The organism is Poseidonibacter parvus, assembly GCF_001956695.1.
Lineage (GTDB): Bacteria > Campylobacterota > Campylobacteria > Campylobacterales > Arcobacteraceae > Poseidonibacter > Poseidonibacter parvus.
Map to the genome: position 1 here is coordinate 1570272 of NZ_CP019070.1, position 11609 is coordinate 1581880.

Below are 11609 nucleotides of genomic sequence, written 5' to 3' on the forward strand. Positions count from 1 at the left end.
AACTGAATAAGTATTCAGTATAGTATTTTATAATAACTTAAAGGTAGTTTAATGATAATCAGTTTTAATATCTATGTAAAACTAGTGTGTAGTACAAACAGAACATACATCAAATGTACGAAAAATAAAAAGTGCTTCTGCTTTAGTGTGTCCAAACATAGTTTTTTGAACAGGAGTTAATTTATCTTTAGTAGAACTTCCAATATTCCATTGAGTAGGAGTAATAATTTCATATTTATTTATAATTCCATTTTCTATATCAACTTTGTGAATTAAAGGTCCACGAGGTGCTTCAACTATACCTATACCACTAGCAGTTACTTTTTCTATAGAGATAGGTTTATTACATGAATTTTCAGAAATAGAAATAGTACTTAATAGCTCATTAGCATGTTTCATTAAATGTGCTAGTTCATATATACGTGCAATTACACGAGAATAAGCACTATCTTTATATCGTCTATGAATATTTTTGATTAAAGGTATTTGTAGAGACATCATTCGTGATAAAGAACCAACTTCATAGTAATCATCTTTATACATAGCATTTCTTGCATAAGTTTTTTCATTTGGAGAATAAGATTCAACAGTACTAACATGCTTTATATCAACACTAAAAGGCCGTGTTTGTTTCATTTTAATAGGATTAATAAAAAGGTGATCCCCTAACATTATAAATCTATCATAAGCCAATCCTTTTTCTTGCATGCCTAATTCTATTAAATGTTCCTCTATTTTAGAAACATCTGCTTCCCCTACTGAAATCTCTTTAGGTGTTTTATATGTTAAAAACTCATCTAGATTAACTCCTAAACTTTCTTTTTCAAAAAATTGTATAAGATCTTTAAGTATACTTTGTGCTTGCAAAATTTCTATATAAGTTGGATCGCTAGTGACTCCACCAGGAACCATATATGAAGAATGAGGCCATTGTCCTCCAAGAAGCGATATAGCCTTCGTAGCTAATCTAGCTCCATATGCACCTTTTAGGGTATAATTCTCTTCATTAGAGTTTCTTAATTTTGAGAGTTCTGGTATTAGTACCATATACACCCACTTTAAATGGTTTTGTATTATTTCCATTACTAAAGTAAATTCTCGTATTTTTTTTGCTTTTTTACTTAAATGTACTTCATATCCCGCATTTTTATATGCATCTTCTATAGCCCTTACACTAGACATCAAATGAGCATGACCACATATTCCACATACACGAGGAGTAATTACCAAAGCATCAAGAGCATTTTTTCCTTTTAAAATATTTTCGATTCCTCGAAAATGAGGAAAAGCAATAGTAGAAAAATTAACTTTTTCATTTTTCATATCAAAATAAACAGATGCTTCACCTTCTATTTGATCAATCAGTTGTTTCGTAATCAATGAGTTTTCCTTCAAGTCTTTTAATACTAAATGTTTTTGCCATTCCTGTCATAGTCAAATAAGTCCTTTTGGGAACACCAAGAGGCACATCTTGTGGTATAGACATATTTGTTTTTGTGCTATAAAGATTTGATCTTGGAAAATCTGGTTCAGTACAACCAAAACACGGTGTTCCAACACGTGTTTTAGAGCTAACCTCATTCCAAAGAATCTTATTACAAGAAGCGTGTGTCATTGGACCACGACACCCTTGTTCATAAAACATACAACCTTCTTTTTTCCCAAAACCTTTTGTATCAATCTTCCATTCAAAGTATTCATTTCTTGTACATCCATGATGAGCAAGATTACTATACAATTCCAAAGGTCTATAAAGATTATCAAGTGGTACTTCTCTTTTATTTATAATCATATTTAAAGTATAACTAAGCCATTCAGGATGAATCGGACACCCTGAAAGATTAATCACCTTAGCCTTAGAATCAAGAAGTGGTCCGAATTCTTCTTTTTCGTTAAAGATAAGTCCACTATTTCGCTCAGGAGCAGAAGCTTTAAATATTCCACCAAAGCTTGCACAACTTCCTAATGCAATAACATACTTTGCATTAAGAGAGTAATGTTTCAAAATATTTTTAACTAATACATCATTTCTTTTTAAAAGAGGATCATATGCTCCTTCAAAAATTAATACATCACATGAAGTTTCTAATAAAGTAATTTCCTCAAGAGTATGTAATGATGTCAAAGAAGGGTGATATACCATATCTAAATTATCAAGTAAAGATGGTAGTGATGGTAAGTTTAAAAAAGAATGTATATTTGCATTACAAGTAACCCCTTGTATCCAAATAATACGAAGCTTAGTTTCTGGATTTAAGTGCATTGAAAATGTTTTCAGAAATATCTTTTTTATACTCGTCTAAAGACCCAGGTAAAATTTCTTCCCCATGTAAAAAAACCATACCACCTAAATAACCCATAAAAAGTCCAAAAGCACTGAAGAAATCTTGATTATGTAACTCACCACACTCTACTCCTTCATCAAAAAAGATCATCATTTCCGTAACAAAAGATGAAACACAAATCATACCCTTACATTCTTTCCCAAAAATTTCACGGTTTGATAAATAAACTCGTAAAAAATATTCTATCATTTCAGGCTTTTCTTCTGCCATAGTAAAATACATCGAAACAATTTTTGAAATCTTTTCTTCAGTACTTATTTTTTCTTCATTTATCTCTCTAATGCGTTTACCTAGGTATTCTGAAATAAATATAACCAGCTCTTTTGCTAATAAATCCTTAGAAGTAAAATAATTATAAAAACTACCAACACTCATCCCAACATATTTTGCAATATCAGGGATAGTTGTCATATAAAAACCTTTCTGCGAAAATAATTTCAATGCAGATAAGACTATAATACTTTTTCTTTCTTCTTTTGTTACTCTTGCCATATAAACTCGTTTCTTAATTATTTTTTATCATAGTATATAATATAAAAGTTTCTGAATGACTGAATAAAATTGATTTCTTTAAATGTTTTAGTATCTATTTAAAAGATTAGTTTATTAAAATTTCTAAAATTAATTTTACTAGATAATAAATAAAGTTCATTACTTAAAAAAACTATTAGATTTGTATAAATATATCTTAATTTAAAACATAAATATGCTAAAATTAAATATTAAAATAAAGGTGTACTCGTGTCAATATTTGCTTTACAATCACTAGCTGGTGGCTTCTTAGATGAAGATTTACAAAATTTTAATAAATATTTTGATGATTGGTGTATTCAATTTGAAAGTTATGATGAAGCGAAAGATATTGTACAAACTTTAGAAAATGAAGAGGCTATAGATATAGTCGAAATTACACCCTTAACTTATCCAAAATATTTTTTTAATTCTTTGCAAGGTACTATTTATGCTACACGTCAAATTGAAAATAATATCATTTGTGTGGTAGAGCCATCAATGGGTTCTAGTTTTAAACTTGCAGTATGTGACTTAAAAACAAAAAGAGTAAAACTATCAAAAACAAGCTACAAAAATATTCCAAGTATTGAAAGTGCTTTTGCTAGTTTTACTCAGTAGTTACTTTTAGTTCTTATCTCATTGTTTGATAAAGTTCTTCAGCTTTTTTAATATCTTCTCTTGAAGGTTTTCTTCTACAAGAAATATAAGACTCATTGCCATTAGCATCTTTATAGGGATAAACTGTTGCAAAAACCCAATAAAAACCACCTAATTTTGTTGCATTTTTTACATAACCTTGCCAAACTTTTCCAGATTTTACAGTACTCCATAAATCTTCAAATGCAGCTTTTGGCATATCTTTATGTCTTACTATATTGTGTGGCTGATTTTTTAATTCTTCTGATGTATAACCAGCAACTTCACAAAATTCTTCATTTGTAAAAGTAATAATTCCTTTAGAGTCTGTTTCACTAACAAGAAAAGCTTCTTCTTTTAATACAGTTTCATTCATACTAATTCCTAATTCCCACAGTTGATTTCTCTAATTTTGTTTAATTTATCAAATACAATTTCAATATTTGTTTCAATATTTCTTGTAACTGCAAATATTTGTCCATTATCATAATCTTGTGCATATAAATCTACCGTATCTTGAACCATAGTATGTACTCTACTATGTGCTTCTAATAACTCTTCCCATTCTTTAGTTTTTGCAAACTCACTATTTGAATTTGCATCAATCCATTTACCAAGATTACACTCATGATGATTTTTAACTTTGAAAGTATGTCCAGATTTACATTCAGCAAAGTTAACATTTTTAAATGAAATATGATCTGATTTTAATTTATTTATATCAAAAATCATATCTGTGTCACAAATTCTTTTTTTTGCTTCTTTATCAAATGATGTTTTATTTACAGCACTTTGTAATTGAACAGCTAAAGATGTTGTAACATCTGCCATTTCATTAATAGTTGAAGCTAAAGATGCATTTTGTTGTGTTGCTTGATCTAATGAATTAACTGTATCGTTTATTTGTGACATTGCAAGTTGTTGTTCTTTTGAAGCTGTTGCAACATCTTCAATAAGCTCTATTGTAGTTCCAATATTTTCATTTAACTCATTGTAACCACTAATCATTTTAGTAGTAATTTCTTTTCCATCTTTTGCTTTTGATGTTGCACTTTCAACTAAATCTTTTATTTCTTTTGCCGCTTCTGCACTTCTACTTGCAAGATTTCGCACTTCTGCAGCAACAACTGCAAAACCTTTTCCTGCTTCTCCTGCAGTTGCTGCTTCAACTGCTGCATTTAAAGAAAGAATATTTGTTTGGAAAGCAATTTGATCAATTACTGAAATTGATTCATATATTGCATTTACTTCAACACTTAAGTGTTCCATTGATTCAGATGTTTTAAATGCTAAATCTTTTCCAACTTCATTTGATTTAGTTACATTTTGCGCATATTGAGCCATTTTTGTAGCACTTTGACTACTTTTATCAATAGTTGCAGAAATTTCTTCAATTGCTGCTGCTGTTTGCTCTAATGATGCAGCTTGAGCGTTTGATGAATCACTTAAACTTTTAGATGCATCAGATAATTCACTTGCACTATTTGTTAATTTATAATTTGATTCATCAATTAAACACATAACTTCATTAATAGTTGATTGAGTAACTTTTGTACCAGAAAATAATGATGCAACAGAACCTGTTAAACCTTCAATTTCTGGTATTGGCTTATCATATTTTGCGTTTGCTAAATCAACTAATACATTAGATAACTGAGCTAAGTTTGACTGCATAGTACTAATCATATTATTGATTTCAATAACTAATGAATCAACTTCAACAGAATGAGCTTTTCCTTTAATTCTATCATTTAATAAACCTGTATTAACTTTTTCTATAACTATTCTAGTTTCATCAATAACAAGCTTATCTTGATTTAATCCTTCATCAATAGAATCTAAATATTCATTGAAACTTGTAACAACATCACCAATTTCATCTTTTGATTTTACTTCTATTCTTGTTGAATCTAATGATGAATTATTTTTAATTTGGTCAATTGAATCTTTTAAATTTAAAATAGGAGTTATAATATTTTTTTTCATATTTATTATAGAAATAATCATTGTTAATAATAAAGCAATAACTAAAATTGTTAAGGCAACCCAAATTATTGATGAAGCATTGTTTACAGCAACTTCTACTTTATGAATATTTCTTATAGTTACTGCAATACCAAGTTTTTTACCATTAAAATCTTTTATATCAATAAAAGAATAAAAATATTTATCATCAAGTAAATATTTATTTTTAATTAATTCATCAAAATTAATATTTTTTAAATCACTTAATATTTCTTCATTAACAAACTTTTGTGAAATAATGTATTTGTTTAATTTCTTTTTTTCATCAACTTTTGCAACAGAGAGTGAACTATCCATAAGTAATAAAAAACCATCACCAATTTTATCAAAAGATTTTGCAACAGAATTAACACCTTGCATAAATTCTAATGAACCTAAGTGATTATTTTCATTATCCATAATTGGAACAACAGACCTAATACTAAGTCCTGCTTTTCCAACTTCAAAAGTATTAACAGAATTTTTAGTATTATTTACTTTTACAACACTACTTCTAAATGAACTTAAATCGTCTCCAAACTTATCACTTTTCCATGATCGTAGAAAAGATTTATTATCTTTTGTATGAACGTGAACTTTAATATTTTTAAATGGAGTATGTGCTTTCATATTTTTTGATAATGATTCTAATGCTTTTATAGATAATAATCTATCATTTAAAGATAAAGCATTTTTTATCATTCCATCATTTGCAATTGAGATAGCATTTGATATACCAACATCTAGCTTTGATCTAAGTTTTTCACTAGCTAAGTAGTTTAATTCAACACTTGTATCATTATAAACTTGCTGCTGTAAATCATTCTTATACTTATTTAAAATAAAATAACCAATAATCAACATAACTAAAGTAACTATAATAGTTACCCATGCTGACTTTTTTGCAAGACTCATACTATTCATTTTAGTACCCTTTAATACATTTTTATTAATTCATTATAGTATTTTTATTATTAAAATAAGTTATACTAGATTATAAAAATAAAATAATAATAATTATATTTATAAATTGATTATACATATGATAATTAGATATCCTAAAGGATAAATAATTATCTATTATCATGTATTAGTTTAAAAAGTCATTCTAAGACCAGTAAAGTAGTAAGTCCCTACATTTGTGCCAATTTCTTCATCAACTTCTTTATTAAAAATATTATCAATACCAATGTAATACTCTATATTTTTATTGATTTGATATTGCGCACCTAAATCAACCAATGTATAGGCATTTGCTTCTTCAGTATTTGTTGAGTTTGTGAATTGCTTACCTATATATCTAAGCATTAAATTTGTATTAAATGCATCAGTGATTTTATAATTTGTATTAAATGAAACAGAAATATCAGGTGTATAAGTTAACTCTTTTCCTGTACTTTCATCTTCTGTTTTCAAATATGTTGCATTTATTCCAAAATCGATATTTTTATTTAAGCTATAATCAAAAGAAACTTCAGCCCCTTTAATATCAACTTTATCAATGTTTTCTGATGTATAATATTTTGTAGAAGAGTTAGAGTCATTATATGAGACTAAATCAATTTTATCTTTTACTTTATTATTAAAGATTGTGAATGTAGATGAAAGGTTTTTATATTTATTTGATAATGATAGTTCAAACGTTTGAGACTGTTCAGGTTTTAAGTCATAAGCTTCTGTTTTAATAGTATTAATAACTTCAGCACCATATCTTTTTGCTCCCTTATAATACATAGAATTAACATAAAGTTCAGCAATATCAGGTGTTCTGTATCCTTGTGCATAATTTGCTCTAATACTAGTATTATCCGTTAAATTTTTAACAAGTCCTGCTTGAAGGGTGATTTTATTATCAGCATTTGAAATATTGTCATATCTAGCACCAATAATTGCATTTAGCGTATCAGAAAACTCTATTTCATCTTGAATAAATAAAGATTTATATTTTACAATTTTTGTAACAAATTCACTTGATGATGCAATAGGATTGATTGCTCCCGAGTCTCTAGTTTCTTTTCTATATTCAAGACCTGTTGTAATAATATTTGAATCATTTAAAATATAAGTTAAACCTGATTCTAAAGTATCAATAGTAACATTTGCACTAAATTTTGTATTTGTAGAACCATCAAATGTTAATGGATCTGTATAGTTTCTTTTTTTATAATATGATCTATATATGGAGTGGTAACATGAATTCATACTCGGAATTTAACAATTCTGAGATAAAATAAAATGAATAAAGGTTACAAATGAGAAAGAGTAAATACAGTAAAGAGTTCAAAGATTCCACAGTACAATTAATTTTAAATGATGGTGAAAGCGTTGTAAAAGTAGCAAAAGATTTAGGTTTAAATACAAAGACATTATATCATTGGGTTACTATATATAAAAAAGCTCATAATATACCAATACGAGATATAAATTCTTCTTCTAAAGAAAGTGATAATGAAGAACTAAAACGACTGAGACGTGAGAATAAAATACTAAAACAAGAAAGAGACATTTTAAAAAAGGCAGCAGCATACTTCGCAAAAGAAACTCTATAAGGTATGCTTGGATATTTGAGAATAAAAAGAGTTTTAGCATTAAGCTTATGTGTAAAGTTGTTAAAGTAGATTTATCTTCTTATTACCATTGGATAAAAACAGGGTCTGTTGTAAAAAAAGTAGATAAAAAACTTAATGAATTAATTGAGATTATTTTTCTTCAAGGTAGGAATAACTACGGTACTCGTAGGATTAGAGATAAACTAAAAGAATTATATGGATTAATTATTTCAAGAAGACGTATTTCAAATATCATGAAAGATTTAAATCTAAAAGTTAAAATGAAAAGAAGATATAAAAATACAACTGATTCTAATCATAATCTGCCAATTGCACCTAATATCTTAAATAGAGACTTTTATGCTTCAAGTCCAGATCAAAAATATGTAGGGGATATTACTTACATTCCAACAGGTGAAGGCTGGTTATATTTAGCAACGGTAATTGACCTATACTCAAGAAAAGTAGTTGGCTGGAGCATGGATGATACGATGAAAGTATCATTGGTAAATGATGCATTAAGTATGGCAATACTTCATAGGAATCCACCTTCTGGACTCATTTGGCACACAGATAGAGGCTCACAATATGCTTCTTATAGCCATAAAGATTTATTATTAAAAAACAATATTACACAAAGTATGAGTCGAAAAGGCAATTGCTGGGACAATTCTGTTGCTGAGAGTTTTTTTAAATCATTGAAACAAGAATTAGTTTATAACACATATTTTTATACAAAGAAACAAGCTAAAAAAGAGATATTTGAATATATTGAATTTTATTATAATAGAGTTAGAAGTCATAGTTATGTAGGAAATTTATCTCCTGTTAAATTTGAAGAAAAACAAAATGCGTTACAAAGTGAAATGGTGGCTTAGGGATAAGCAAAAAAGTGTATGAATTTTAGTTACCTCTCCAATAGTTTTGTATTCATTGATAAATCATCATTTATAATATAGTTAAAATCACTTGAAATATCAATTCTTCTATTTTTATCTTCAGAATTTACAGGAGTATTTGTAATTAAGCCTCCAAGAGATGACGCAGCATTTCCTAAGTATTGTCCTTCTCTATTTTCTGTAAAATAGTTTAAATCAAACCCTGCTGTAAAATTATCTGAAAAATCATATTCTAATCTTGTTCCAATAGTTCTAACAGTAGCTTCATCTTTATACGTTACATCATAATCTCCAGATGCATTATCTAAAGGATATGAGTTTAAATCTGCTCCCGAACTTGGATTAATAGCTTGCTGTGTATATGATTTGTTTTCTGTGTAAGGAGTTGTATCATCAATAGATGCATGGATTTTATATTTAAATTTACCTACACGTCCTCTATTTGTTAGGTTTGCATTTTTATTTATAGCCTCCCCCTCACTATTTGAACCATATTTTAAATCTAATGTTGTAACATTTTTATCTATTTTCTTTGTAATAATATTAATTACACCTCCAATAGCATCAGAACCATATAAAGTAGACATTGAACCTTTAACTATCTCAATTCGTTCAATCATTGAAGATGTTATTCTAGTCATTTCGTATGGACTTTCAGTTTCTCCTGATAATCTTTTACCATCAATTAAAATCAGTGTACCATTTGATCCCATACCTCTTAATGAAATAGAAGCTTTTGATGAAGAACTAGGGTGTGGGAACCTTCCATATTGTGCATTTATAGATGGTATTTTTTGTAAAATTTTATCTAATGTAGAAGCACCAGTTTTTTCTATATCTTTTTCTGTAATAACAACAACAGATGCAGTTACTCCATCGATAGATTTTTCAGTTTTAGTCGCAGTCGTAATTGTAATTTTATCTAAAGTACTTGCTTGTATAGTAGTGCTAGATACTAGTCCTATAAGTGCAGTTGATAGTATTTTATTATGCATTATTTATCCTTATATATAGTTATTTACTCTCGTTTTTGAGAATGTATCATCTTTGAGATATTTAACTTTATTTATTTTTATGTTTTTTTCATTAACACATTTAATTATTATTGACTTTAATCCATCATTTTTATTACTTTGTTTTAAATATTTAGATTCAATTAAATCACAATAATCCTCTATATCTTTTTTTAGACCCTTGCTTTTAAATTTAGCTAAGACTTTTCTAAATTCATTTATATTCTCCTTATTAGCAAATTCTTTTATGATGTTAATTCTCGAATCAGATGATGATAATATCGTTTCTAAAGCACAAACATTTTTATTTGTAAAAGCATCTTTGAAAACTGTATTTATGTTAATAAAAATCATTTTTGATCCTTTTTCTTTTGATTCTTTTTCATTGCATTCCATCTCTTTTGTAAATCATCCATATCAATAGTTTCGTTTTCTTTCATTGTTCACTCCTTAATTGATAACTATTATTAAAAAGAAATAATAACAATTTAATCTTAGAAAATTATTAATTTTGATAATCATTCTTAAAATTATAACGGAATTAAATTTTTAATTATTGATACAGATCATTTCTTTTTAAATTTAATTATGATAACAATTATCATCATTAAATATAATATTAAGATTTATTATAATAACATTCAAAAAAACAAAGGATTTAAAATGTTTAAAACACTAATTACAGTACTTGTACTACTTTCTTGCGTAAATATAAATGCACAAGATAAATTAAAAAAACTAGTATTAAGTGGTCCAGTAGCTTCTGTTTCTCATCCACTTATTCATATGGTTAAGACTGGCGCTTTAAATGATATTGCAGAAGTAGTTGAGTTTAAGTTATGGAAAAATCCAGATGAATTAAGAGCTTTAACTTTAAAAAATAGAGCTGATTTTATTGCAGTTCCGACAAACGTAGCTGCTAATCTTTATAATAGAGGTGTGAGAATAAAGCTCTTAAATGTTTCTGTTTGGGGAATATTAGGAATGATTACAAGAGATGAAACTCTTAAAACATTAGCAGACTTTAAAGGTAAAGAAATAGCAATGCCTTTTAGAGCTGATATGCCAGATATTATATTTGAAGAGCTTGTAAAAGCACAAGGGATGGATCCTAAAAAAGATTTCAAATTAAAATATATGAGTAATCCTTTTGATGCAATGCAAAACTTAATTTTAAGACAAGTAGATCATGCATTACTAGCAGAACCAGCAATTTCTATTGCTTTAATGAAGACAGGTTCATTTCCTTTAAAACTTGTAGCACCTGATTTATATAGAAGCGTTGATCTACAAAAAGAATGGGGAAAAACTTTTAAAGTTGAGTCAAAAGTTCCACAAGCGGGAATGTCTGTTATTGGAGATATGATTTTAAATAAAAAAGCAATCAAAAGATTTAATGAAGAGTATGCAAAATCATTACAATGGTATAAAAACAATCCTAAAGAAGCTGCTAGCATTGTAGTAGAAGAAATACCAATGCTTGATGAAGCTGGAGTTGCCGAAAGTATTAAACATGTTCAGTTAAATACAGTAAGCGCAGAAGATTCAAAAGAAGACTTAGAATTCTTCTATAAATTATTAGAAAAAAACAATCCTAAAACAATTGGTGGTAAATTACCTAATGATGCTTTCTATTTCAGATAATAAGAA

General features: G+C 27.6%; 12 protein-coding genes. 4 read left to right on the plus strand and 8 right to left on the minus strand.

What is annotated here, in order from left to right; translation table 11 throughout:
- Nucleotides 1-81 precede the first annotated feature (81 nt).
- Genes LPB137_RS07815 through LPB137_RS07825 form a run of 3 tightly spaced genes read right to left on the minus strand, consistent with a single transcriptional unit; the run spans nucleotide 82 to nucleotide 2837 of the window.
- The gene (locus tag LPB137_RS07815; RefSeq protein WP_083657182.1) at nucleotides 82-1380 is read right to left on the minus strand and encodes a nickel-dependent hydrogenase large subunit; all 1299 of its coding nucleotides are present in this window, start codon (nucleotides 1378-1380) and stop codon (nucleotides 82-84) included.
- Nucleotides 1358-2263, minus strand: coding sequence for an NADH-quinone oxidoreductase subunit B family protein (locus LPB137_RS07820; RefSeq protein WP_172802474.1), 906 nt, complete (start codon nucleotides 2261-2263; stop codon nucleotides 1358-1360). The genes LPB137_RS07815 and LPB137_RS07820 overlap by 23 nt, the downstream gene beginning before the upstream one ends.
- Nucleotides 2241-2837: a TetR/AcrR family transcriptional regulator gene (locus LPB137_RS07825; protein WP_076086690.1), complete on the minus strand. Its 597-nt coding sequence runs from the start codon at nucleotides 2835-2837 to the stop codon at nucleotides 2241-2243. The genes LPB137_RS07820 and LPB137_RS07825 overlap by 23 nt, the downstream gene beginning before the upstream one ends.
- A 249-nt stretch (nucleotides 2838-3086) precedes the next feature.
- Between LPB137_RS07825 and LPB137_RS07830 the strand changes: the two genes are divergently transcribed.
- Nucleotides 3087-3476: a hypothetical protein gene (locus LPB137_RS07830; RefSeq protein WP_076086693.1), complete on the plus strand. Its 390-nt coding sequence runs from the start codon at nucleotides 3087-3089 to the stop codon at nucleotides 3474-3476.
- A gap of 13 nt (nucleotides 3477-3489) precedes the next feature.
- Here the strand turns inward: LPB137_RS07830 and LPB137_RS07835 are convergent, their stop codons facing one another.
- The 3 genes from LPB137_RS07835 to LPB137_RS07845 form a co-directional block, all read right to left on the minus strand.
- Nucleotides 3490-3870 carry a PAS domain-containing protein gene (locus LPB137_RS07835; protein WP_076086696.1) on the minus strand — a complete coding sequence of 127 codons (381 nt, stop codon included), beginning with the start codon at nucleotides 3868-3870 and terminating at the stop codon, nucleotides 3490-3492.
- An 8-nt stretch (nucleotides 3871-3878) separates the two neighbouring features.
- Nucleotides 3879-6422 carry a methyl-accepting chemotaxis protein gene (locus tag LPB137_RS07840; protein ID WP_076086699.1) on the minus strand — a complete coding sequence of 848 codons (2544 nt, stop codon included), beginning with the start codon at nucleotides 6420-6422 and terminating at the stop codon, nucleotides 3879-3881.
- Nucleotides 6423-6593: 171 nt separating this feature from the next.
- Nucleotides 6594-7700, minus strand: a complete 1107-nt coding sequence (locus LPB137_RS07845) for a TonB-dependent receptor plug domain-containing protein (RefSeq protein ID WP_076086702.1) — start codon at nucleotides 7698-7700, stop codon at nucleotides 6594-6596.
- A gap of 50 nt (nucleotides 7701-7750) precedes the next feature.
- Between LPB137_RS07845 and LPB137_RS07850 the strand changes: the two genes are divergently transcribed.
- Together LPB137_RS07850 and LPB137_RS07855 are read left to right on the plus strand one after the other, a co-directional pair.
- On the plus strand, nucleotides 7751-8047 hold the full coding sequence (locus LPB137_RS07850; RefSeq protein ID WP_076083151.1) for a transposase: 297 nt from the start codon (nucleotides 7751-7753) through the stop codon (nucleotides 8045-8047).
- Complete coding sequence (locus LPB137_RS07855) at nucleotides 8044-8925, plus strand: IS3 family transposase (RefSeq protein ID WP_237671630.1); 882 nt, start codon at nucleotides 8044-8046, stop codon at nucleotides 8923-8925. The genes LPB137_RS07850 and LPB137_RS07855 overlap by 4 nt, the downstream gene beginning before the upstream one ends.
- Before the next feature lie 29 nt (nucleotides 8926-8954).
- On the opposite strand, the gene LPB137_RS07860 is transcribed toward LPB137_RS07855, so the two are convergent.
- Together LPB137_RS07860 and LPB137_RS07865 are read right to left on the minus strand one after the other, a co-directional pair.
- Complete coding sequence (locus LPB137_RS07860) at nucleotides 8955-9941, minus strand: TonB-dependent receptor plug domain-containing protein (RefSeq protein ID WP_076086705.1); 987 nt, start codon at nucleotides 9939-9941, stop codon at nucleotides 8955-8957.
- Nucleotides 9942-9950: 9 nt separating this feature from the next.
- Nucleotides 9951-10313 carry a hypothetical protein gene (locus tag LPB137_RS07865; RefSeq protein WP_076086708.1) on the minus strand — a complete coding sequence of 121 codons (363 nt, stop codon included), beginning with the start codon at nucleotides 10311-10313 and terminating at the stop codon, nucleotides 9951-9953.
- Between the two features lie 309 nt (nucleotides 10314-10622).
- On the opposite strand from LPB137_RS07865, the gene LPB137_RS07870 reads away from it, so the two are divergent.
- Nucleotides 10623-11603, plus strand: a complete 981-nt coding sequence (locus LPB137_RS07870; RefSeq protein WP_076086711.1) for an ABC transporter substrate-binding protein — start codon at nucleotides 10623-10625, stop codon at nucleotides 11601-11603.
- Nucleotides 11604-11609 lie beyond the last annotated feature (6 nt).